Below are 21,285 nucleotides of genomic sequence, written 5' to 3'. Positions count from 1 at the left end.
TGTTTAAATTATACCGCTTTCTTACAGTGTGGATACGGCACGTTTGCCGATTACTGGAGAATGAAAGATGAGTGAGTTTTTAACGCTGAAGGGCAAGCGGGCGCTGGTGACATCCGGCACCAAAGGCGCTGGCGCGGCCACCGTGGCGCTGTTCCGCGAGCTTGGAGCGCGGGTAATAACCGTTGCCCGCAACCGGCCAGAAGCGACGGCGGAAGAAGACTTTGTGGCGGCGGATCTTTCCACCCCGCAAGGCTGCGGGCAGCTGCTTAAGGCGGTGCAGGAACGGCTGGGCGGCGTGGATATTATCGTGCATATGCTGGGCGGTTCATCTTCTCCGGCCGGGGGTTACGCCGCGCTGGAGGAAGAGCACTGGCAGCGTGAGCTGGCATTGAACCTGTTCCCGGCGGTACGGCTGGACAGAGCCCTGCTGCCAGGCATGACGGCGCGTGGCTCCGGCGTGATTATTCACATTTCTTCAATCCAGCGTATTTTGCCGCTGCCGGAGGCCACCACGGCCTATGCTTCGGCCAAAGCGGCGCTTTCTGCCTACAGCAAAAGCTTATCGAAAGAGGTTTCGCCCCGGGGCGTGCGGGTTCTGCGTGTGGCGCCAGGCTGGATTGAAACCGAAGCTTCTGTTCACCTGGCCGAGCGCCTGGCCTTGCAGGCGGGAACCGATTATGAAGGCGGCAAAAAAATGATTATGGATTCGCTGGGCGGCATCCCGCTGGGGCGGCCGGCTAAGCCAGAGGAAGTTGCGAACCTGATCGCGTTTCTGGCCTCAGACCGCGCGGCGGCCATCACCGGCACTGAGTACATTATTGACGGTGGAACGGTGCCGACCGTTTAGAAATGTACCGGCTGGCCGAATCCGTCGCCGCTGTCGGTGCTGTTATCCCTGCGGCCCCGGGCTTCAAGCTGGTCAGAGCGGATTTGATCGCGGATGTTCTGGCGCTGTTCCGGCGTCAGGTAGCGGCTATTGTAGTAAGGATCGGGCCACGGAGAGCGGTTAAAGCTGTCGTCCAGTCGCTGCCTGTCCTGGCGATCAACGCTCGAATGTTCGAGGGACGAGCAGGCGGAGAGCAGCAGCGGAGCAAGCAGTACAAAAGTGTATTTATAAGCCATTTTTCTTCCTGAAACGGCAATCGACAAGAAGCCGGAATGCGGCATTATTGCGCATCAGCCTGGCGATGCGCTTTATCTGTTAGCAACAATGCGGAGCTTATCACGAATTGTTGAGCGGCTCAGAATTTCGACAGCGCCAGAGCCGCTTCGCTAAAGAGCACGTTTCTGGCAAGTGAAGAAACGTTTGAACACACTCTTTAACGCCGGGGTTTTATTTGCCGGTTAAGCTTGGAAAAGCTGAAGGTAAACCGAACCTGACCCTGGAGAGAGCATGATTAAGTCTCGTTTTTTTGTTCCGGCATTAAGCGCCCTGTTGCTGAGTTTTGGCGCAGCGGCGGCGGACAATGTGATTACCCCGGTGCGCGGCACCATTGATGCGGTAAATGATTCCTCGCTGCAAATCACCACCCGGCAGGGCGAAAAGCTCTCCGTTGGCCTGACGGACAAAACCAGAATCAACGGCGTGAGCGAAGCGAAGATGAGCGACATCAAGCCCGACAGCTTTATTGGCACCGCCGCTGTCCCACAGGCAGACGGCACGCTGAAGGCGCTGGAAGTCCATGTTTTTGCCCCAAGCCTGCGCGGGTCAGGAGAAGGTTTTAACCCCTTCGAATCCGCCAACGGCCAGGTTAACACTATGACCAACGGCACGGTCGGCACTCTGGTAAACAGCCACGGCCGCACGATGACGGTGAAATTCCACGGCCAGCAGAAAACGGTACAGGTCCCGGACGACGTGCCGGTGGTGCTGATTAGCCCCGCCAACAAATCCGTGCTTAAACCGGGTGCGAAAGTGGTGCTGTTTGCCACCAAAGACGACAAAGGCCAGGCCGTTGCACGCGGGATTTCTGCTGGTATAGATGGATTGACGCCGCCTATGTAATGGCGGTTGGTGGCTCCCGGCACGGGTTTGGTATGCAACAGGCTTTGGCATAGTTTTCATCTTTGCAGATTTTCAGTTCCTTGGGGACTGGTTATCAGTAATATCAAAATTAATGGCCTAAAGCCTGTTTACACCTGGAAAAAGAAAAACTTTGATCTCAGACAAAGGGAGGGAATTAATTCCTTTAATTCTGGTCCTCTTTAACGAATAAAATTATTCTGTGTTAGGATTAGTTGCAGATATTACATGTCATCCTGTGGCAATCTTGATAGGTATAGATATTACTTATGTTAAAGATCAAGGACCTGATTGATATTCAGACGCTTTCTGAATCTGCAGAATTAGAATTTAAGTTAGCACAAGGTGCTGATGGGAAAGGTAAGTTGCCTGATGATTTCTGGCGAACATACAGTGCCATGGCGAATGCCCGAGGTGGGTATGTCGTCTTAGGTGTCAGAGAAAAGAAAGGTCAATTTATTATTGAGGGAATAACTAATACAGCTACAGTAATAAAACAAATCTTTGATATTTCTAATAATAAAAAGAAAGTGAATTCTAATTTACTGGCTGAAAATTCAGTTCAGGAGATTACTCTCGAGAGTAAGGTAGTCGTAGTGATTGAAATTCCTGCTGCCCGACGTGAGCAGAAACCTGTATATCTAAATAATCAACCGATGACTGAGACATATATACGCAGGCACGAGGGTGATTGTCATTGTTCTGAGGAACAAATAAAAAGAATGATGGCCGAACAGGTTGAGGACTGCCGGGATGATAAAATCCTTACAGGATTTGATTTTAGCGATATCGACCAAACCAGCTTGCGAGCTTACAGAAACCTTTTCAATGCATCAAAACCTCAGCATCCATGGCTCGAATTGGACCTATTTGAACTTTTCAAAAATATAGGTGGGTGGCGTAAAGACAGACAAAATGGTGAGGAAGGAGTTACGCTGGCTGGGATTCTAATGTTTGGTACCTGGAATGCGATTCAGGATGCCGCACCAAATTATTTCGTTGATTACCGTGAGCGTGAAGATGCGAATATAGATTCTCGCTGGATTGACCGGATTTATCCGGATGGTTCATGGTCCGGTAATATTTTCGATTTTTATCGTAGAACTTATAGAAAACTTATTACCGACCTTAAAGTACCATTCGAATTGCAGGATGGTCTTCGTCTGGATGAAACCAGGGCGCATGAAGCCATTCGTGAGGCTCTGGTTAATACTTTAGTCCATGCGGACTATTCTGGAAGAAGCTCAATTTTGATTATTAAAAGGCCTGATCTTTTTGGTTTTCGCAATCCAGGGTTGATGAGAGTACCTCCTGAAGTTGCTATTAAAGGAGGTGAGAGTGATTGCCGCAATCGCCGCATGCACCAGATGTTTCTGATGATTGGAGCGGGAGAGCGTGCAGGGTCGGGTGTACCAAAAATTATTAGCGGCTGGAAATGGGCTAACTGGCGCATGCCGAAGCTTTACGAGAAAACAGAACCTTCTGAGCAAACGCTACTTGAACTCTCCAGCGTGAGTCTTGTTCCACGGGAAGTTACAGATCTTCTGGAATCATTATTTGGTGAGCAATTCTACCAACTCGATGAATTCGAGAGGATGATAGTGGTTACCGCGGCAATTGAAGGCTGGGTTAACCATGAAAGAGCTTGCCAACTGACAAGTAAACATTCTCGTGATGTTACTCTGGCGCTACCAAGGTTAGTGGATAAAGGTTTTCTTGTTTCTAGTGGAGAGAAACGAGATAAATCATATAGCTTGCCGGGAATGGAGCCACCATCGCCAGAAGAGGTCTTTGCCAATGCGTTAAGTACGACGTCAAGCTTAACGCATAGCGCTGATAACTTAACGCATAGCGCTGGTAACTTAACGCATAGCGATCAAGATAGAGATAGTTATGGTAGATTTATCAGTAGCTTAATAGATAAGCCATTTATTGACGATCTTGCTGTATTGACTATAGATTTTCGTTTTTCACTTGAAGAGATTGCCTCTCCTGCGCGTGAACACAGACGTCTTGAAACTGATGTTATGAAGGCTCTACTTTCGAGGTTGTGCGACGGGCATTACTTATCCGTGGCTGTGCTTGAAAAGCTGCTGGGACGAAGAGCGCAAAGTATTCGCCAAAATTATCTAAAGCCGATGGTGGATGAGAAAGAGCTAAAACTGGCATTCCCAAATAAGCCTAACTCTCCCCGGCAGGGGTATACCCGTAACTGAAAATGAACACTTGTTCGGGAAAATCGAATAATTAATTTTTTCAGGGAAGAGTTTGAGCTGAGGTTCATAAATCTCCTCTCCTTTAAGGAAGAGGAGCGGATTATCGTTTAGTGAATACCCGGCCTGGCCTTATTGCTAATCATCGCCAGCCCGGAGGCGGTGCGAATAAAGCGTGGTGCCCGCAGGCTGTTAACCATCTCGAATAACAGGCCGGTAATGGTTTCCTGTTGCTCTGCGGATTCCTGCTGATTCAGCAGCACAATAGTCAGGGCGCTGCAATATTCCCGCAGCTGTTCATCCAGAACGATTTTCAATACTTCCAGCCCTGCCAGCAGGCGGCCGCACAGCGCCATGTGTTCGGTCATATTTTCGCTCTCAATCAGAATATCCGTATAGCCTTCGCAGGCGTCCAGCACCTGAAAGAGATCGTGGCCTGTGCCCAGCGGGGGGAATTAGCGGTTGTGGTACTATCTTTGTTAGCCATGGCGTTACTCCTATAACGTTGTGGTTAGCCCTCGGTTGGTACTGGTAATACCCTTCGAGGGCGACTTATCTTTCAATTTTCTTGAAGGGTTTCACCTGACAACTTTATTTCTATAACACCAGCATGTAAAAATATGAATCTTTAAATTACCTAGAGCCCAATATCTCTCACGGAATAAATAAAAAGTGATTTTTAACTATAAATTTTATGGATTTAGGTTGCTGGTGAATTCTTTAATCATAGATAACTTATATATTATCTGTTTAATGTTTATATTGTTTTTTTTTGCATTAATATAAATATAAGTTTTTTTGGCGGGGCCGAGATTAATTTTTTAGCCATTACTGTTCTCAAATATGAATGGCTATAAAAAGTAGCTAAAAATATCCGACTGAAGGATTTGCTCAAACGACCAGGAAAATAAGTATGGAGAGGATTATCGATATGAGGAGCGTTTTTTAAATTTTGGCGGAAAGTCACAGGAGTCGAACCTGCCCGGCGCCGCTGGCGGCACCACCTGGATTTGAAATCCAGCCGCCTCACCGGAGACGACGACCTTCCGCGCCTTCATTGCTACATGGAGGCGGGGCGCATTATACCGGGTTTCATGCTGCTGCCCAATGGGTCAGTAAGAATATATGCTGCGCTTAAAGTGAAATTATTCACCAAATCAATCTAACGGCACAGGAATTGCTCATTGCAGCAGCGTTTACCGGAGTGCCAACGCTGCTGCTCGCGTCGAAATGCCGCCCTACAAGTGCGAGGGCTGGTAATGCTGGCCTAGCCAAAGAAAAACCATGCGGTTTTTATCAGCCCGTTTTCAACTTCAAAAACGGCAATACTTTCAATTGGTTCCTCGCTTAGGCCGTAAATCTTCTCGTGGTCGAAAACCTTGTTGCCCAGCGTGGTGCGGGAAATAATTTCAGCACGCAGGGCAGGATTATTAAAACGATGCTCTTTGTAGAAGGCATAAAGCGCGTCTCTCCCTTCCAGAGAAGGCGCGGCGGCAGGGGGGCGGTAAGCAATGAAGTCTTCGCTAAAGCAGGCGGCAAAGGCTTCGAGATCGTGGGCGTTGTACGCCTCATACTGGCGGATTACAGGCTCTGCGACGGACATAGATTTTTTCCTGATGAGAGAAAAGTTACGGGTTGTCAAAGCGTTGTCGTTATTGTGTGCGATGGCCGGGTTGACGGCTAAAAAGCCATTCTCATCCTTGTTTCCCTTAGCAATACACATTAACAACCGGTTGCATCTCCTCCAGCTACAATCCGGCGTCTATAACAATAACGGGCTGGAAAAAGTGAAAAAAATATACGGGATGCTGCTGTTTGGCGTGGTTGCGTTATCGGTCGCGGGCTGCTCCAGCAGCTACGTGATGTCGACTAAAACAGGCGAGATGATCGTGACTAAAGGCAAGCCGGAGCTGGATAAACAAACGGGGCTGACGCGTTACTACGACGAGCAGGGCGTGGAGCATCAGATCCAGAACGAGCAGGTTGTACAGATGATTAAGCGCGGCTGACTGAAGAGGTAAGCGCTGGTTGCGGAGATCTCCTGGCGCTTGCACTTGCGATGGATAAAAACCTGTTAATCTTCAGCAAAGAGCTGCTCGATTGATTTAGTGGGGTAGAAAAGAGAGTTTGAATTTTCTCCGGTTAAAGGAATAAAACCAAGCTTCTGATAGAAAGCGCTCGCTCTGTCATTAAGCGCATCAACAAAAATCCCATGAATGCCAACGGCTTGAGAAGCCAGGTAAACAACTTTCATTGCGTGTGTGACTAACGTTGTACCCCATTGCTGACCCTGCAAGGATGTATCTATTGCCAGGCGGCCAAGGGTGACGCTGGGAACATTCGTGTAAGGGACTCTTTTTTGCTGTGTTTTTGATGGAAGTGTCGCTTTCTCAAAACAACTCCCGGACAGAGTGTAAAAACCAAGTACTCTGGGAAGCGGCTCCTGAGTTTTGAGAACATAACCGCGTAAAATACGGCCCCCGTGCTGGCGTTTTAATTGATCGGTAAGGAACCGATTTAGCGATATTTCGCCACAATCAAAGCCAGTTAATTCATATTCCCTGTTTTCCGAAAAGATCTCTATAACCAGGTTGCCCATGGTTTACTCCATGTCTTTTAGACGTATGGCAGCTTGTTTTAGCCGGGCGTCCGGTGCCGGCGGGTTACTGATGGCATCCATCACCCTGCTCCATGACTCTTCGTTCAGGAGCAGGCGGCGGTGTTGCTCAATGACTTGTGCTGCTCGTTCCGAGGCGCTACTAAGCATAAATTGAGTGATGCTTTGGTTAGTCATTGCCGCAGCTTCTTCGATCAGGCATTTATCATCATCGGATAATCTCAGATCGATGCGCTGCTTTTTCAGGGCTGGCATATTGGTTCCTTGTGGCGAGCCATCGTATCTCTTTGGCTACGTGATTACGCCAAAATGTACGGATTAAATCCGTACTAAAAGGTAATCCTGATTGTAGAAATAATCAACAAAGAATAATAGCTATTTGTGACTGAAAGCACGGCTTCTACAGGTGTTGGCTATTTGGCTGAGTTACGGTAAGGCGGTGGAGTGAGTGTAAAATAGGCAGAAAACTACCAGCCAGCAAAAGCTGACCGGTAGGCGGGTTTACTCCCCTTCGCCTGGGAATAAGAACGGGTTGATGCTGCTGCGGGCAAAGCCTTCTTGCTCCATGCGGGCGTCCAGCACCAGCGAAGCCAGGTCATCGGCTACGGCTTCCACTTTCGGGTCCTTCTCCTGGTACAAGATCTTCAGGTAGGTACCGCAGTCGCCGCAGGTTTCAGCCTTGATGGCGGCCTGTTCGCTGTCCAGTGACCAGTAGTTCAGGTCGCGGGTTTGCTCGCAGTTGCTGCATTTCACGCGCACAACGTGCCACTCGGTTTCACACAGGTTGCAGTGCAGGTAGCGCAGGCCGTTTGTGGTGCCGATGTGAACCATACTGGAGACCGGGATCGAGCCGCAAACCGGGCAGAACTGGCGCTGTTCGCCGTATTCCGCTTTCGCTTTGCCGGGGATTAAGGTTGCCATTTGCGCCCAGTAAAGCGACAGCGCGGCCCAGATGAACGGGGCTTTGTCGCTGCTGACTAACGCGAAGTCGGCGTTGAACAGCGCGGTCGCCATCTCTTCCAGCTCCAGGGAAGAAGCTTTTTCGAGATTTTCGATAACGGCCAGCGCCGGGCCGTCCATTTCCGGCTTCAGTTCGGCAATCAGCGACTGTAGCAGGCGCTGCCAGTGCGGGTCGCGCGGCAGGACGTGAATATCCAGCGGCGGCTTGCCGGTTTTGGCGGACTCAACAATCAGGGCGGTTAAATCCATCTCCAGCGGGTGGTCGTAAAGCACCACTTCCTGGGCGTGGGCGATCAGCGCGGCAAAGCGCAGGTAATCGCCCAGCGGATTACTGGCTGCCAGCTCGCGCAGGCGTTCTGCGCGGCGGTTGTAGAGATTTTTCAGCCTGGGGAACAATAACGGCGGAATGACTTCCGCCGTGCGTTTCTCGCTCTTCTCCAGCTGATCTTGCGGGATTATGCGAATACTCATTCAGATGACTTTTCCTGTTTCCGGCGGACTTCACGGTACCATTTCGGGTGATGTTTCTTCGCCCACGTCGTGGTAACCCAGCCCTCCACCATCGCGGTAATGGTGCCTTTCACCCAAAGGGCGGCGTAGATATGCACCATGATAACCACAATTAGCGCTACTGCGGCAAATGAATGCAGCATTAACGCAAATCGGATAAGTGGGATCGGGAACGCTGGCGCAAAGTAAGGGCGCCAGATAATCACGCCGCTCACCAACAGCAGCACCAGGAAAATAATTGCCGCCCAGAACACGCATTTCTGGCCGAAGTTATAGCGCCCGGTGTCTCCCACTTCTTCGTTGACGACTATCTTACGGATATTCTTAGCCCAAAAGATATCATCCCGATTGATTAGGTTGTGGTGCCAGTAGCGGAAGAACATGATGATAAACGAGGCGAACATCACCACGCCGACGAACGGGTGGAGAATGCGCGCCAGCTGCGGCGTACCGAGAATGCCCATCAGCCAGTTGAAGGACGGGAAGAAAAAGCCCAGTCCGCTCACCGCCGCCAGCACGAAGCAGAAGGCGGTGACCCAGTGGTTGATACGCTCCGGCGCACTATAGCGCTGAATGGTCGGTTGCTTTTTCATTTACGCACCTCGTCGTCGTCATGGTGCAGGTTGTCGTCTTCTTCATCGGCACGGTTCGGGCCGACACCAACATAGTGGAACACGCTGGCGGCGAAGGTTGCGGCAAAGCCAATAGCGGCGAGCGGCTTCCAGACGCCTTTCCAGAACTTCACGGTTGGGCTGATGGACGGGTTCTCCGGCAAGCCGTGGTACAGCGTCGGCTTGTCCGCATGGTGCAGCACGTACATGACGTGTGTTCCGCCAACGCCTGCCGGATCGTACAAACCTGCGTTGTCGTAACCGCGGGTTTTCAGTTCCGCCACGCGCTCGCCCGCAAGGGTCTTCATATCCTCTTTCGAGCCGAAATGAATCGCCCCGGTCGGGCAGGTTTTCACACATGCAGGCTCCTGCCCCACGGTAACGCGGTCCACGCACAAGGTGCATTTGTAGACTCGGTTATCTTCCGGGTTCAGGCGCGGCACGTCGAACGGACAGCCCGCTATGCAGTAGCCACAGCCGATGCACTGTTCGGACTGGAAGTCGACGATGCCGTTGGCATACTGAATAATCGCCCCTTCCGACGGGCAGGCCTTCAGGCAGCCCGGATCCGCGCAGTGCATACAGCCGTCTTTGCGGATCAGCCATTCCAGTTTGTCATTTTGCTCCACTTCCGAGAAGCGCATTACCGTCCAGGATTTGGCGGTCAGGTCCGCCGGGTTGTCGTAAACCCCGACGTTGTGCCCCACTTCATCGCGGATGTCGTTCCACTCCGAGCACGCCACCTGGCAGGCCTTGCAGCCGATGCAGGTGGTGACGTCGATAAGCTTGGCGACCTCTTGCTGATGATCCCGCGCTTGGGGCGCGGGCGTGAAGCCGTTGGTAGCGGAACGACGGATAATGTCCTGAGATTGATAAGCCATAATTCGTCTCCGTTACACCTTTTCCACGTTGACCAGGAACGCCTTGAACTCCGGCGTTTGCGTGTTGGCATCCCCGACAAACGGCGTCAGGGTGTTGGCGATAAAGCCTTTCTTTGCCACGCCTTCGTAACCCCAGTGGATAGGGATCCCGATGGTATCCACCTTCTGACCGTGAACATCCAGGGTGCGGATGCGCTTGGTCACCACCGCTTTGGCCTTGATGTAGCCCCGATTGGAAGAAACCTTCACCGTATCACCGTGGGCGATGCCGAGCTTGTTGGCAAGTTTCTCGCCAATCTCGACAAACTGCTCAGGCTGCGCGATGGCATTCAGCAATGCGTGTTTGGTCCAGTAGTGGAAATGCTCCGTCAGACGATAGGTGGTGCCGACATACGGGAACTTGTCATGCGTGCCCATCGCTTCCAGGTCATCTTTAAACACACGTGCCGCCGGGTTTGAAACCACGTTCGGGTGCAGCGGGTTGGTGCCAAGCGGCGTTTCAAACGGCTCATAGTGTTCCGGGAATGGCCCCTCTGCCATCTTGTCGAGGGCAAACAGGCGTCCCAGGCCTTCCGGCTGCATAATAAACGGTCCGACACCGCTGTCCGGTGCGGCAGCGCTATAGTCCGGCACGTCAATGCCGCCCCATTTCGCGCCATCCCAGGAGATCAGGCGGCGTTTTTCATCCCACGGTTTACCCGAAGGGTCTGCGGAAGCGCGGTTATACAGAATGCGGCGGTTAAGCGGCCATGCCCATGCCCAGCCGAGCGTATTGCCCAGGCCTGACGGGTCGGCGTTGTCGCGGCGTGCCATTTGATTGCCGTCCGGCGTCCAGCTACCTGCGAAGATCCAGCAGCCGCTCGAGGTGGTGCCGTCGTCGCGCAGTTGGGCAAAGGAGCTAAGCTGCTGCCCTTTTTTCACCAGCACCGCGCCGGTGGCCGGGTCGATAACGTCTTCCAGCGCCTTGCCGTTGCTTTCCATGGCCACTTCTTCCGGCGCAGGATTGTCCGGCGTCAGGTATTTCCAGGTCATGTTCAGCACCTGCTCAGGCACTTTACCGCCGTCGCGCTCGTACATCTGGCGCAGGCGGGTGAAAATGCCGGAGAGGATCTCACCATCGTTCAGCGCTTCCCCTGGCGCATCCGCGCCCTTCCAGTGCCACTGTAGCCAGCGCCCGGAGTTAACGATGGAGCCGTTCTCTTCCGCGAAGCAGGTGGACGGCAGGCGGAACACCTCGGTCTGAATTTTCGACGGATCAACGTCGTTCATCTCGCCGTGGTTCTGCCAGAAGTTGGACGTCTCGGTATTCAGCGGGTCGATGGTGACCAGGAACTTCAGCTTCGAGAGCGAGGCCACAACCTTGTTCTTATTCGGGAACGAGGCAACCGGGTTAAAGCCCTGGCACAGATAGCCATTGACCTTGCCCTGGCTCATCATCTCGAAGTACTGCAACACGTCGTAGCCTTTGTCCCACTTCGGCAGCCAGTCGTAGCCCCAGCCGTTTTCCTTCGTCGCCTTGTCGCCAAAGAAGGCTTTCATCATCGAGACGAAGAATTTCGGGTAGTTGCCCCAGTAGTTCACCTGGTCTTTCAGCAGCGGTTTCGGCGTGTTGGCGGCCAGATAAGTTTCAAGATCGGGCTGTTTCTCGCTTGGCAGCGTCATATAACCCGGTAGGCTGGTGGAGAGCAGGCCGAGGTCGGTCAGACCCTGAATGTTGGAGTGGCCGCGCAGGGCGTTAACGCCGCCGCCTGCCATCCCCATGTTGCCCAGCAGCAGCTGGATCATCGCCATGGTGCGGATGTTCTGCGCGCCGATGGAGTGCTGTGTCCAGCCCAGGGCGTACAGGAACGACGCGGTTTTATGCGCCACGCTGGTTTCGGCGATGTACTCGCAAACTTTCAGGAAGTCTTCTTTCGGGGTGCCGCAGATACTGGTGACCACGTCCGGCGTATAACGTGAAATGTGCTCTTTAAGCAGATTCCACACGCAGCGCGGGTGCTGGAGCGTCAGGTCGCGTTTGGCGAAGCCTTCTTCATCCAGTTCGTAGTTCCAGCTTGTTTTGTCGTACTTGCGGTTCGCCGCGTCGTAGCCGGTGAACAGGCCGTCGTCGAAGCCGAAGTCCTCACGCACAATCAGGTTGGCGTTGGTATAAGACTCGACGTACTCGCGGTTGAATTTGTTGTTGTTTATCAGGTACAGCAATACGCCCGACAGGAAGGCAATGTCGGTCCCGGAACGGATAGGCGTGTAGAAATCCGCCACCGAAGCGGTTCGCGTAAAGCGAGGATCGATAACAATCAGCTTCGCGCCGTTGTGAATTTTGGCTTCCATCGCCCAGCGGAATCCCACCGGATGCGCTTCTGCCGCGTTCCCACCCATCACTACGATGAGGTTGGCGTTTTTGATATCAACCCAGTGGTTGGTCATCGCACCGCGACCAAATGTTGGAGCAAGACTTGCTACCGTTGGTCCGTGTCAGACACGCGCCTGGTTGTCCACGGCAAGCATGCCGAGGGCGCGGGTAAATTTCTGGGTTAAATAACCGGTTTCATTGCTGGAGGCGGAAGCGCAAAGCATCCCCGTGGAGAGCCAGCGGTTGACCGTGGTGCCCTGGTCGTTTTTTTCGATGAAGTTGGCATCGCGGTCTTCTTTCATCAACTTAGCGATGCGGTCAAAAGCATCTTCCCAGCTGATTTGCTGCCATTTATCGGAACCTGGCGCACGGTATGACGGGGTTTTCAGGCGGCTTTCGGAGTGAATAAAGTCCACCAGACCGGCCCCTTTCGGGCACAGCGCACCGCGGTTTACCGGATGGTCCGGGTCACCTTCGATATGGAAAATTGAGGCTTTTGCGTTTTTTGCGCCGTCACCGAGACTATACATCAATAGCCCACAGCCCACGGAGCAGTATGTGCAGGTATTACGGGTTTCACGGGTACGCAGCAGCTTGTACTGCCGGGTTTCCGCGAGCGCTACGCCGGGGGCAAAGCCCAGCGCGGCTGCCGTGGTGCCTGCCATACCGCCAGCACAGATCTTAAAGAACTGCCTTCTGCTGACCTGCATGGATCGCTCCTTACATTCGACATTTCACATTGCTTAGGATTATTTTTTGCGGGGCGACCCGCAAAGGTTCACAATTGGAACCCTTATAGATTTTGATGGCTTACTTCCCTTCATCCAGAAGGGGTATTTCCAGAATACCACAATGGTCGTGATGGTGTTCCCGGCAGGTTAAAACAAAGTGAATAAAATTGACGGGTCTGACAAAAAAGAGATGGATAAGATAACCGGCGCCAGCACCATAGAGCTGTGGCATCGGGGCAATCTCACGCAGGCTGAAACCGACTGGCTGGCTGAGGAAGTGCCCGTTGCGCTGGTCTACAACGGCATCTCGCACGTTGTGATGATGGCTTCGCCAAAAGATCTGGAAGCTTTTGCGCTCGGTTTTTCCCTTTCGGAAGGCATCATTGAAAGCCCGTCAGAGATTTATGGCATGGATGTGTTGCAGTCTTGTAACGGCATTGAAGTGCGGATAGACCTCTCCAGCCGCCGTTTTATGGGGCTGAAGGAGCGACGCCGGGCGCTGGCCGGGCGCACCGGCTGCGGCGTATGCGGCGTTGAGCAACTGAGCGATATTGGCCGCCCGGTGCCGCCGCTGCCGTTTACCCAGACCTTCACGCTTGCCGCGCTGGACGAACCGTTAGGTAAAATGCGCAGCTACCAGCCCATTGGGGAGTTAACCGGCTGTACCCACGCGGCGCTGTGGCTTGATGCAGAAGGCAAGATTCTGGATGGTCGGGAAGATATAGGCCGCCACGTCGCTCTGGATAAAATGCTGGGCGTTCGCAGCCGTAATCCGTGGCATAACGGCGCAGCGCTGGTCTCCAGCCGTGCAAGCTATGAAATGGTGCAGAAAGCCGCGATGTGCGGGGTAGAGATTTTATTCGCCGTCTCGGCGGCCACCACGCTGGCTGTGGAAGTGGCTCAGCGCAGCAATTTGACGCTGGTGGGCTTCAACCGCCCCGGCCGCGCCACCGTTTACACCCATCCTCAGCGGTTACGCTAGATTTTCCCCTCACCCCGGCCCTCTCCCCAAAGGGGCGAGGGGCAAAGTAGCGGAGCGGGAGCCAAATCGTTCCCTCTCCCTTTTAGGGAGAGGGTTAGGGTGAGGGTCAATCCTCAGAACAGCCCCAAAGGTTTATCCGAGTAGCTCACCAGCAGGCACTTGGTCTGCTGATAATGTTCGAGCATCATCTTGTGGGTTTCACGCCCGATCCCGGACTGTTTATACCCGCCAAACGCCGCGTGTGCAGGGTAGGCGTGGTAGCAGTTAGTCCACACGCGCCCGGCCTGAATACCGCGCCCCATTTTGTAGGCCAGGCTGCCGTTGCGGCTCCATACGCCAGCGCCCAGCCCGTATTCCGTGTCGTTCGCCAGTTCCAGCGCTTCCTCTACGGTTTTAAATGTGGTGACGGCGAGCACCGGACCAAAGATCTCCTCCTGGAATACGCGCATATTGTTTTTGCCAAACAGGATGGTTGGCTCCAGGTAATAGCCCGATTGCAGGTCGCCCGCCAGCGCTTTTCTACGCCCGCCGGTCAGCACATCCGCCCCTTCTTTTTTACCGATGTCGATGTAGTTGAGGATAGTTTCCATCTGCCCCTGAGAAACCTGAGCGCCCATCTGGGTCCGGCTGTCGAGCGGGTTGCCGCTGCGAATCGCTTCCACACGGCGAATCGCACGTTCGATAAAACGTTCGTAGATGGACTCCTGCACCAGCGCGCGGCTAGGGCAGGTACAGACTTCACCCTGGTTAAAGGCGAACAGCGCAAAGCCCTCCAGCGCCTTGTCGAAGAAGGCGTCCTCTTCATCCATTACATCGGCAAAGAAGATGTTTGGAGATTTACCGCCCAGCTCCAGTGTGACCGGAATAATGTTCTGCGTGGCGTACTGCATGATCTGTTGGCCGACTTCCGTGGAGCCGGTAAAGGCCACCTTGGCTATGCGTTTGGATGTCGCAAGATATTCGCCTATCTCGCCGCCCGCGCCGTTAACCACATTAATCACGCCAGGGGGCAACAGGTCGCCTACCAGCTCCATCAGCAGCAGAACAGAAAGCGGCGTCAGGCGAGCGGGTTTCAGTACGATGCAGTTGCCCGCGGCCAGTGCCGGAGCCATCTTCCAGCTAGCCATTAGCAGCGGGAAGTTCCACGGAATAATTTGTGCCACCACGCCGAGCGGCTCGTGGAAGTGATAGGCCACGGTGTCTTTATCCACTTCGCTGATGCCGCCTTCCTGGGCACGAATGCAGGAGGCGAAATAGCGGAAGTGGTCGATGGCCAGCGGCACGTCGGCGGCGCTGGTTTCGCGGATGGGCTTGCCGTTATCCCAGGTTTCCGCCGTCGCCAGCAGCTCGATGTTCTGCTCCATGCGGTCGGCGATTTTCAGCAGGATGTTGGCGCGTTCCTGAACGGACATTTGCCCCCAGCCCGATTTTGCTTCGTGGGCGGCATCCAGCGCCAGGTCGATGTCGGCCTTGCCGGAGCTGGCGATTTCGCACAGCGGCTGGCCTGTAATGGGGGTCAGATTTTCATAATACTGGCCGCCCACGGGAGCAACCCATTTGCCGCCGATAAAGTTGTCATAGCGGGGTTTCAGTTTAAGCGGAAAGCCATATTCGCCGGGGATGATACGGGTATCGGGAGGATTATTTGTCATAGCCGTCTCCTTGTAGCGGTTCACTCTCAAGGGTAGATGGCATTGCTTGTTTCTTCGCCGCCTGGCATCTGCTTTACGACGTGGCTCACGGATCGAATATTTACCCGCTATACCGAACAGGTGTTCACCCTGTCCGTGAACACCTGTCTGTTCTCTCCCGGAACCTACACCGGGATAACCTCAGTTTGAAGGTAAAAATAGCGCCCTATCCCTGAGAAGATGCTCGTTCCCGCGCCGCCGGGTAAAGCCGGTTCTGTCAAAATACTCCAGAATCTGAATTGCCAGTTTGCGGCCAACGCCCAGCTTATCGCGGAAGTCGGCCGCGCTGGTGGCGCCGTGGACTTGATCCATTTCGCGGATCAGATCGGCGAAGGTTTGCAGGCGATCGTTTCGGTAATAACGATCTTTAAGAATCGCGGTGACCAGCCCCTGCTGAGCGGCGGATCTTAACAGTTGGCGCATGGCCTGCTCTTCCTGCCCGGTCTCTTTTGCCAGGTCGCGCACCCACCAAGGTTCGTCGCCAAACAGAGCATCCACTTTGCTCCACACTTCCTGCTGCGCTGCGGAAAATCCAGGCTCGTGCCCCGGAAGATGCAGCCAGCCCTGGCGGCTAACCAGCAGGCCTTCGCCGCGCATCCGTTCGATAAGTGAGAGCACCAGGCCTTCGTCCTCGGCGGGCAGGGCCATGCGGCGCAGGCGTTCGCGGCCCGGCCCGGGCTGATCGTCGTGCTGCTGGTGGTAGCGTTCCAGTACATCGAGAAGCTTCTGCTGCCAGCGGGCGGCTACTTCGTTGCTGAGCAGCGCGCTGCCCGCCTGCAAATAGCCGGGCGCGTTGATCAGCGCCTGTAGTCCTTCCGCCGTGAGCTGGCGTGCCCAACTGAAGTCGGCCAGCTGCACCGATCCCCGCTTTAAATGCACTTTCAGAGCCTGGTTGTCATCTCCGGCGTTGCTTAATTCTGCCAGCCAGCTCAGGAAGGCGGGCTGGCGCTTACCGCGCCGCGGCGCGTGGAGCAGGATGGCGCGTGCGCCTGCAAGCGTGGTGCGGGCACCGATGTCGCGCAGCACCAGGCGGTCGTTGTCCGCCAGCCACAGCGGCACATCCAGTACAAGCTCGGCCAGGTTGTCTTCCAGCAGCGAGACGCGGCCGGTGACGTGGCGAGCGGCGTGGTGAATGTGCAGCGGCTGCCACTGCTGGAGCGGGTGCAGGGTTTGCAGCTCGACGATGACCCGTTCCACCGGCAATAGCGGTTTTTCGCTAAGCAGCCAGTCACCGCGGCTGAGGTCTGCTTTTTCCGCATCACCGCTGATATTGAGCGCGATGCGCTGCCCGGCCATCGCGGTGGAAACCGGCTGATTTTGGGCATGCAGGCCGCGCACGCGCATCGGTTTGTCGGCTCCGGTCAGCCATAAGGTGTCCCCGACGTTAACCTGGCCGCTCAGCGCCGTGCCCGTCACCACCAGCCCCGCGCCTTTCACGGTAAAGGCCCGGTCTATCGCAAGGCGGAAGCGGTGCGCGGTGGCGTGAGGGCGTTCGCCGAGCTGTCGCAGATGCTGTTGCAGAGCCTCAATACCTGCTCCGCTTGTTGCCGCGGTAACAAAAATGGCTGCCTGGGGATCGCCCAGCAACGCGATGACTTCAGCTTTTACTTCTTCAACGCGGCTTTCACTGACGCGGTCGGATTTAGTGAGCGCCACGGTGATCGCTGGGTTGCCCGTTAGCTGCAAAATGGCCAGATGTTCGCGGGTTTGCGCCATCACGCCGTCGTCGCAGGCGATGACCAGCAGCGCATGGTCGATGCCGCCGACGCCCGCCAGCATGTTAGCCAGAAACTTCTCGTGACCCGGCACGTCGATAAAACCAATCACTCTGCCGTCGGGCTGCGGCCAGTAGGCATAGCCGAGGTCGATGGTCATGCCGCGCTTTTTCTCTTCCGGCAGGCGGTCGGCATTTATGCCGGTTAGCGCCTGTAGCAGGGTAGTTTTGCCGTGATCGACGTGTCCGGCGGTAGCAATAATCACAGGGCAATCACCTCCAGCAGCAATACTTCATTCTCAAGGCAGCGCAGGTCCAGCCACAGGCGACCATCGGTGATGCGACCGATAATCGGGCGTTTCAGCTCGCGCAGGGTCTGTGCCAGAGAGGCCAGGGAAGAGCCGCGCCCGTCTTTCGGGGTAAAGGTCAGCGCCGCGCCCGGCAGGCGGTCAACCGGCAGGGAGCCGCTGCCAATCTGCGAAAGGCTATCTTCAACGCGTACGGTAAATTGCTCGCTAAAGCGCTGCTCAAACGCAGGTAGCAGGCGGCAGGCCTGAAGATGGATCTCTTCGGCTTTGCGCGTCAGCAGGCGCAGCGTGGGGAGGCGTTCGGCCAGAGTTTCCGGGTGCTGATACAGGCGTAGCGTTGCCTCCAGCGCCGCAAGCGTCATTTTGTCGGCACGCAGCGCGCGCTTCAGCGGGTGGCTCTGAATGCGTTCAATAAGCGCTTTTTTGCCGACGATAATGCCCGCCTGCGGGCCACCGAGCAGTTTATCGCCAGAAAAACTCACCAGGCTTACGCCGTCGGCAATGAGCTGCTGCGGCATCGGCTCCGGCGGCAATCCCCACTGGCTTAAATCCACCAGCGAGCCGCTCCCCAAATCGGTCACTACCGGCAGGTTCAGCTCGGTGCCTAACGCGACCAGTTCCGCCTCGCTCACCGCTTTGGTAAAGCCTTCGATATGGTAGTTGCTGGTATGGACTTTCATCAGCAGGGCGGTATTTTCCCCCGCCGCTGCACGGTAATCTTTTAGATGGGTGCGGTTAGTTGTCCCAACTTCTACCAGCCCGCAGCCTGCCTGGAGCATGACGTCCGGGATGCGAAATGCCCCGCCAATTTCCACCAGTTCCCCGCGAGAGACGATGACTTCCCCGCCCCTCGCGCAGGCGGCCAGCATCAGCAGCACCGCCGCCGCGTTGTTATTGACGATGCAGGCATCTTCCGCTCCGGTCAGCTCGCACAGCAGATCGGCTAATGCCCTGTCGCGGTGGCCGCGCCCGGCATCGTCCAGCGAGTATTCCAGCGTCACGGCAGAACGCATGGTTTCGCTTACTGCCTCAATGGCCGCTTCGGCCTGTAAAGCACGGCCAAGGTTGGTATGCAGCACCGTGCCGGTGAGGTTAAACACCGGCTGTAAGGCACTACGCTGGCCGTTTTGCAGTACGGCTCGCGTTTTCTTCGCCCAGTCTTCACACCAGTCCGGCAACTGGCCGGCGGCGCGAATGTGTTCCCGCGCTTCGTTTTGCAGCGTTCTGACGGCGGCAACCACGCGAGTGTGGCCGAATTCGGCAAGCAGAGAAGTAAAGGCGGCATCACGCAGCAGGCGGTCGGTCGCCGGAAGATGGCTAAAGAGTTTTTGAGCGATTGTCATGGCAGAGGCTGAAGTAGAATATTTTGGTTAGTTTACAGGGGGACAAAGCCCCCTGTCCTGGCCGCAGATCATGCTGCGGGCGGTTCTGTACGGGCAAAACTCTCGCGCAGGAACAATTTTTCGACCAGTTTCACCAGGTGCGGGCGGTTTACGCACCAGCCCGGCGAAACGCGGCGGAAGTTGAGATAGCCCACGGCGCAGGCAGCGGAAATATTAGCGAGGTTCAGCGGCTCGGCGGTCAGAGTGCCGTCTGCGGCGTACTGCTCCAGCATGTCGAGCGCGCGGCTAATTTTCTCGCGCTGGCGCACCAGAATCTCTTCGGACTGCTGCTCTGGCGGGCGGAACTTCTCGCGTACTGAGGTCAGCGCGGCATCGAGAATGCCGTCAGACAGGGCTTCGAGCTGGCGAACTTTTAGCGCTGCTTTTGGGTCGCGCGGAATAATCTCGGGGGCAAGATCGAGTAGCTCAAGGTATTGGGCGATGATGGGAGAGTCAAACCACTGTTCACCTTCATCGGTAATCAGCGTCGGCACTTTGCCCAGCGGGTTGAACTGCGGTGCCGGGCTGTCATCAACCCACGGATTAACGTTTACAAACTCAAATGTGAGCCCTTTTTCCAGCAGGATCACCGAGATTTTACGCACATACGGGCTGGTGTAATTGCCGATCAGTTTCATGACATTATCCATTTTCGCCAACACGGGGTAAGTATGGAACAGATACCCAACATTGGCGGAAATGTCTACGGCTACTGCTCTTTTATGTAGTCGACGAAGGCGCGCAGCGTGCTGGGCATGTACTGGCGGCTCGGGTAGTAGAACTGGAAGGGCGGGAGGTCAGGCAGCCAGGGCTCCAGCATGGAAACCAGCCTGCCGCTTGCGAGGTGGTCTGCTACCTGCGGCTGATAGAGATAACCGATGCCGGCGCCGCACAGCACGGCCTCCAGTTCGGAGTCGAGGTCGTCCACCACGATGTTGCCGCACGGCGTAACCTCCAGCTTGCCTTCCGGCCCGTAAAACTCCCAGCAATACGGTCGGCCGCTTGGGTAGCGGAAAACCACGCTGCAATGGTTCACCAGCTCGCGCGGATGTGAGGGCGCCGGGTAGCTCGCAAGGTATTCCGGCGTGGCGACTACACAAATTTTTGCCTTCGGGCCAATCGGCACCGCAATCATGTCCTTTTCCACAGTAGTGCTCAGGCGAATGCCTGCGTCATATTCCTGTTTGACGATATCCACCAGCCGGTCGTCGGTAGTGATTTCAACTTTGATATCCGGGTAGCGGCGGGTGAACCCGGCGACCAGCGGCATTAAAATCAGGCGTGAAGCCAGCCGGGAACTGTTGATCTTCAGGGTGCCCATCGGCGTATCGCGAAACGAATTCACCTCGTCGAGAATGGTGTTTATTTCGTCGCAGGCCGGGCGCAGACGCTCATACAGGTTAAACCCCGCCTCGGTGAGCGACACGCTGCGGGTGGTGCGGTTGAACAGCCGGATTTTCAGGCGCTGCTCCAGCTGTTTGATGCCGTGACTGATGGCGGAGGGCGACAGCCCAAGCTCGTCCCCGGCGGCACGGAAGCTTTTATGGCGAGCCACGGCGATAAAGGTCGCAAAGTCGGAAAAATTCAGCGCCATTAGTGAAAACCTTTCATTAACCCATCTTAAATACTACGTTTTACAGAATTATCCGGGGGCCGTAAAGTGGGTGTCACTTCCCAACAGGCTGAGATAACTCCATGAAATCAGAGAATATGTATATTGTTTGGGCCCATCCGCGCAGCGACTCGTTAACCGCGCAGGTGGTACAGGAAATTCAGGGCGAGGCGGCGGAGCGCGGCATCAACGTCTCTTCTCTTGATCTCTACCGCAGCGGCTTTGATCCGGCGCTGGGCGTGGACGACGAGCCGGACTGGAACAAGCCGGAAAAGCAATACTCCCCGGAAGTCCACCGCCTGTTTGGCGAGATAGAAGACAAAGATACCGTGGTCGTGGTGTTCCCGGTGTGGTGGTACAGCTTCCCGGCGATGCTCAAGGGCTACCTCGACCGGGTGTGGAACTACGGCCTGGGTTACGGTCCCGGCGGCAAATTGGGCGGCAAAAAAATTCGCTGGGTGGCGCTGGTGGGCGGCTCGCAGGAAGGCTTTGTGAAATACGGCTGGGAAAAGAACATGACCGACTTCATCAATGGCTCAATGGGCTACCTGGGCGTGCAGGATGCGAAAATCGACTTTCTGTATAACACCCTCGGCGTGGAAGAGGGCATTGGCGATAGCGATGCTCACTATCAGCAGCTGTTTGCTCAGGCCCGCGGCATTGTCGTGGATTTAGCTAAATAATCATCCATCAGGGC

The 21,285-nt window shown here is 55.0% G+C and carries 20 protein-coding genes and 1 tRNA gene; 6 read left to right on the top strand and 15 right to left on the bottom strand.

Annotation, left to right across the window (positions count from 1 at the left end; translation table 11 throughout):
* Positions 1-67 precede the first annotated feature (67 nt).
* On the top strand, positions 68-847 hold the full coding sequence (locus tag HMPREF0201_RS20465; RefSeq protein ID WP_016538668.1) for an SDR family oxidoreductase: 780 nt from the start codon (positions 68-70) through the stop codon (positions 845-847).
* Here the strand turns inward: HMPREF0201_RS20465 and HMPREF0201_RS20460 are convergent.
* Positions 844-1,122, bottom strand: a complete 279-nt coding sequence (locus HMPREF0201_RS20460) for a putative periplasmic lipoprotein (RefSeq protein WP_115586317.1) — start codon at positions 1,120-1,122, stop codon at positions 844-846. The two genes, HMPREF0201_RS20465 and HMPREF0201_RS20460, sit on opposite strands and share 4 nt — an antisense overlap.
* A gap of 271 nt (positions 1,123-1,393) precedes the next feature.
* Here HMPREF0201_RS20460 and HMPREF0201_RS20455 point away from each other — a divergent pair, with 271 nt between their 5' ends.
* Both HMPREF0201_RS20455 and HMPREF0201_RS20450 read left to right on the top strand, forming a co-directional pair.
* On the top strand, positions 1,394-2,005 hold the full coding sequence (locus HMPREF0201_RS20455; protein WP_016538666.1) for a hypothetical protein: 612 nt from the start codon (positions 1,394-1,396) through the stop codon (positions 2,003-2,005).
* A 287-nt stretch (positions 2,006-2,292) separates the two neighbouring features.
* Positions 2,293-4,239, top strand: a complete 1,947-nt coding sequence (locus tag HMPREF0201_RS20450; protein WP_016538664.1) for an RNA-binding domain-containing protein — start codon at positions 2,293-2,295, stop codon at positions 4,237-4,239.
* A gap of 107 nt (positions 4,240-4,346) precedes the next feature.
* Here HMPREF0201_RS20450 and HMPREF0201_RS20445 read toward each other — a convergent pair whose 3' ends face one another.
* The 3 genes from HMPREF0201_RS20445 to HMPREF0201_RS20435 all read right to left on the bottom strand — a co-directional run bounded on the left by HMPREF0201_RS20445 (position 4,347) and on the right by HMPREF0201_RS20435 (position 5,839).
* Positions 4,347-4,655 carry a hypothetical protein gene (locus HMPREF0201_RS20445; RefSeq protein ID WP_016538663.1) on the bottom strand — a complete coding sequence of 103 codons (309 nt, stop codon included), beginning with the start codon at positions 4,653-4,655 and terminating at the stop codon, positions 4,347-4,349.
* A 534-nt stretch (positions 4,656-5,189) separates the two neighbouring features.
* Positions 5,190-5,284, bottom strand: a tRNA-Sec gene (locus tag HMPREF0201_RS20440).
* Between the two features lie 219 nt (positions 5,285-5,503).
* Entirely contained in the window at positions 5,504-5,839 is a 336-nt protein-coding gene (locus tag HMPREF0201_RS20435) for a nuclear transport factor 2 family protein (protein ID WP_039898930.1), read from the bottom strand.
* A 184-nt stretch (positions 5,840-6,023) separates the two neighbouring features.
* Between HMPREF0201_RS20435 and HMPREF0201_RS20430 the strand changes: the two genes are divergently transcribed.
* Positions 6,024-6,245 (top strand): YgdI/YgdR family lipoprotein, encoded by a 222-nt coding sequence (locus HMPREF0201_RS20430; protein ID WP_227318581.1) that lies wholly within the window; start codon positions 6,024-6,026, stop codon positions 6,243-6,245.
* 65 nt (positions 6,246-6,310) lie between these two features.
* Here HMPREF0201_RS20430 and HMPREF0201_RS20425 read toward each other — a convergent pair whose 3' ends face one another.
* The 6 genes from HMPREF0201_RS20425 to fdnG form a co-directional block, all read right to left on the bottom strand.
* Positions 6,311-6,835: a GNAT family N-acetyltransferase gene (locus HMPREF0201_RS20425; RefSeq protein WP_016538659.1), complete on the bottom strand. Its 525-nt coding sequence runs from the start codon at positions 6,833-6,835 to the stop codon at positions 6,311-6,313.
* Between the two features lie 3 nt (positions 6,836-6,838).
* Entirely contained in the window at positions 6,839-7,108 is a 270-nt protein-coding gene (locus HMPREF0201_RS20420) for a type II toxin-antitoxin system TacA family antitoxin (protein ID WP_016538658.1), read from the bottom strand.
* Between the two features lie 246 nt (positions 7,109-7,354).
* On the bottom strand, positions 7,355-8,284 hold the full coding sequence (gene fdhE / locus HMPREF0201_RS20415) for a formate dehydrogenase accessory protein FdhE (protein ID WP_016538657.1): 930 nt from the start codon (positions 8,282-8,284) through the stop codon (positions 7,355-7,357).
* Positions 8,281-8,916 (bottom strand): formate dehydrogenase cytochrome b556 subunit, encoded by a 636-nt coding sequence (gene fdoI, locus HMPREF0201_RS20410; protein ID WP_016538656.1) that lies wholly within the window; start codon positions 8,914-8,916, stop codon positions 8,281-8,283. The genes fdhE and fdoI overlap by 4 nt, the downstream gene beginning before the upstream one ends.
* On the bottom strand, positions 8,913-9,815 hold the full coding sequence (fdxH, locus tag HMPREF0201_RS20405; protein ID WP_008458719.1) for a formate dehydrogenase subunit beta: 903 nt from the start codon (positions 9,813-9,815) through the stop codon (positions 8,913-8,915). The genes fdoI and fdxH overlap by 4 nt, the downstream gene beginning before the upstream one ends.
* A 12-nt stretch (positions 9,816-9,827) precedes the next feature.
* On the bottom strand, positions 9,828-12,878 hold the full coding sequence (gene fdnG, locus HMPREF0201_RS20400) for a formate dehydrogenase-N subunit alpha (protein ID WP_115586318.1): 3,051 nt from the start codon (positions 12,876-12,878) through the stop codon (positions 9,828-9,830).
* A 211-nt stretch (positions 12,879-13,089) separates the two neighbouring features.
* Here fdnG and fdhD point away from each other — a divergent pair, with 211 nt between their 5' ends.
* Positions 13,090-13,881 (top strand): formate dehydrogenase accessory sulfurtransferase FdhD, encoded by a 792-nt coding sequence (gene fdhD / locus HMPREF0201_RS20390; protein ID WP_039899462.1) that lies wholly within the window; start codon positions 13,090-13,092, stop codon positions 13,879-13,881.
* A gap of 113 nt (positions 13,882-13,994) precedes the next feature.
* Here fdhD and exaC read toward each other — a convergent pair whose 3' ends face one another.
* The 5 genes from exaC to HMPREF0201_RS20365 all read right to left on the bottom strand — a co-directional run bounded on the left by exaC (position 13,995) and on the right by HMPREF0201_RS20365 (position 20,570).
* A complete protein-coding gene (gene exaC / locus HMPREF0201_RS20385; protein ID WP_016538652.1) occupies positions 13,995-15,533 on the bottom strand; it encodes an acetaldehyde dehydrogenase ExaC in 1,539 nt (512 codons plus the stop codon).
* Positions 15,534-15,713: 180 nt separating this feature from the next.
* Positions 15,714-17,552: a selenocysteine-specific translation elongation factor gene (gene selB, locus HMPREF0201_RS20380; RefSeq protein WP_016538650.1), complete on the bottom strand. Its 1,839-nt coding sequence runs from the start codon at positions 17,550-17,552 to the stop codon at positions 15,714-15,716.
* Positions 17,549-18,937, bottom strand: coding sequence for an L-seryl-tRNA(Sec) selenium transferase (selA, locus tag HMPREF0201_RS20375; RefSeq protein WP_016538649.1), 1,389 nt, complete (start codon positions 18,935-18,937; stop codon positions 17,549-17,551). The genes selB and selA overlap by 4 nt, the downstream gene beginning before the upstream one ends.
* Positions 18,938-19,005: 68 nt before the next feature.
* Positions 19,006-19,614, bottom strand: coding sequence for a glutathione S-transferase (locus HMPREF0201_RS20370; RefSeq protein WP_039898927.1), 609 nt, complete (start codon positions 19,612-19,614; stop codon positions 19,006-19,008).
* 71 nt (positions 19,615-19,685) lie between these two features.
* Positions 19,686-20,570: a LysR family transcriptional regulator gene (locus HMPREF0201_RS20365; protein WP_016538647.1), complete on the bottom strand. Its 885-nt coding sequence runs from the start codon at positions 20,568-20,570 to the stop codon at positions 19,686-19,688.
* A gap of 101 nt (positions 20,571-20,671) precedes the next feature.
* Here HMPREF0201_RS20365 and HMPREF0201_RS20360 point away from each other — a divergent pair, with 101 nt between their 5' ends.
* A complete protein-coding gene (locus tag HMPREF0201_RS20360) occupies positions 20,672-21,271 on the top strand; it encodes an NAD(P)H oxidoreductase (protein WP_016538646.1) in 600 nt (199 codons plus the stop codon).
* The last annotated feature ends 14 nt before the right edge of the window (positions 21,272-21,285 follow it).

This window comes from Cedecea davisae DSM 4568, assembly GCF_000412335.2.
Lineage (GTDB): Bacteria > Pseudomonadota > Gammaproteobacteria > Enterobacterales > Enterobacteriaceae > Cedecea > Cedecea davisae.
Note: the sequence above shows the minus strand (reverse complement) of the source record. Positions and strands in the feature narration are given on the sequence as shown.

What these genes read in the sequence shown, in the direction of transcription:
- HMPREF0201_RS20465 (WP_016538668.1), top strand. Translation starts at nt 68, where the DNA reads ATGAGTGAGTTTTTAACGCTGAAGGGCAAGCGGGCGCTGGTGACATCC.
- HMPREF0201_RS20460 (WP_115586317.1), bottom strand. Translation starts at nt 1,122, where the DNA reads ATGGCTTATAAATACACTTTTGTACTGCTTGCTCCGCTGCTGCTCTCC.
- HMPREF0201_RS20455 (WP_016538666.1), top strand. Translation starts at nt 1,394, where the DNA reads ATGATTAAGTCTCGTTTTTTTGTTCCGGCATTAAGCGCCCTGTTGCTG.
- HMPREF0201_RS20450 (WP_016538664.1), top strand. Translation starts at nt 2,293, where the DNA reads ATGTTAAAGATCAAGGACCTGATTGATATTCAGACGCTTTCTGAATCT.
- HMPREF0201_RS20435 (WP_039898930.1), bottom strand. Translation starts at nt 5,839, where the DNA reads ATGTCCGTCGCAGAGCCTGTAATCCGCCAGTATGAGGCGTACAACGCC.
- HMPREF0201_RS20425 (WP_016538659.1), bottom strand. Translation starts at nt 6,835, where the DNA reads ATGGGCAACCTGGTTATAGAGATCTTTTCGGAAAACAGGGAATATGAA.
- HMPREF0201_RS20420 (WP_016538658.1), bottom strand. Translation starts at nt 7,108, where the DNA reads ATGCCAGCCCTGAAAAAGCAGCGCATCGATCTGAGATTATCCGATGAT.
- fdhE (WP_016538657.1), bottom strand. Translation starts at nt 8,284, where the DNA reads ATGAGTATTCGCATAATCCCGCAAGATCAGCTGGAGAAGAGCGAGAAA.
- fdoI (WP_016538656.1), bottom strand. Translation starts at nt 8,916, where the DNA reads ATGAAAAAGCAACCGACCATTCAGCGCTATAGTGCGCCGGAGCGTATC.
- fdxH (WP_008458719.1), bottom strand. Translation starts at nt 9,815, where the DNA reads ATGGCTTATCAATCTCAGGACATTATCCGTCGTTCCGCTACCAACGGC.
- fdhD (WP_039899462.1), top strand. Translation starts at nt 13,090, where the DNA reads ATGGATAAGATAACCGGCGCCAGCACCATAGAGCTGTGGCATCGGGGC.
- exaC (WP_016538652.1), bottom strand. Translation starts at nt 15,533, where the DNA reads ATGACAAATAATCCTCCCGATACCCGTATCATCCCCGGCGAATATGGC.
- selA (WP_016538649.1), bottom strand. Translation starts at nt 18,937, where the DNA reads ATGACAATCGCTCAAAAACTCTTTAGCCATCTTCCGGCGACCGACCGC.
- HMPREF0201_RS20370 (WP_039898927.1), bottom strand. Translation starts at nt 19,614, where the DNA reads ATGAAACTGATCGGCAATTACACCAGCCCGTATGTGCGTAAAATCTCG.
- HMPREF0201_RS20365 (WP_016538647.1), bottom strand. Translation starts at nt 20,570, where the DNA reads ATGGCGCTGAATTTTTCCGACTTTGCGACCTTTATCGCCGTGGCTCGC.
- HMPREF0201_RS20360 (WP_016538646.1), top strand. Translation starts at nt 20,672, where the DNA reads ATGAAATCAGAGAATATGTATATTGTTTGGGCCCATCCGCGCAGCGAC.